This is a genomic window from Pseudomonas sp. 21615526 (genome assembly GCF_013386245.1).
Taxonomy (GTDB): domain Bacteria; phylum Pseudomonadota; class Gammaproteobacteria; order Pseudomonadales; family Pseudomonadaceae; genus Aquipseudomonas.
Window position 1 is genome coordinate 1 of sequence record NZ_JACAOM010000271.1, and the last position, 352, is coordinate 352.

The window sequence follows — 352 nt, forward strand, 5'->3', positions numbered from 1 at the left end:
AGCCACCTGTCCGGCGGCTGGGGTTCGAGTGGCTGGCCAATGCCGGTCCGGAGTGTGGGCTGGGCTCTGTCGGGGCCGGGGGTGGGGGCATGGCCGGGGTGCTGAAAGGCGGGCTGGGGACGGCGTCCCTGGATTTGGGCGATGGGTTGATGGTTGCTGCGTTGGTGGTGGCTAACCCGATTGGTTCGGTCTACATGCCGGATGGCGAGACGTTCTGGGCCTGGCCCTGGGAGGTGGCGGGGGAGTTTGGCGGGGCGCGGCCGGTGACGGAGATGGATTGCAGTGATCCGATGCCGGAGTTGTCGCGGCTGGATTCCATGGGGCGTCTGCAAGCGGGGGCCAATACCACGCT

The 352-nt window shown here is 68.2% G+C and carries 1 pseudogene; it reads left to right on the forward strand.

Annotation, left to right across the window (positions count from 1 at the left end):
• Positions 1–89: 89 nt before the first annotated feature.
• A pseudogene (locus HX786_RS31650) lies at positions 90–352 on the forward strand (peptidase T4); the annotation flags it as partial.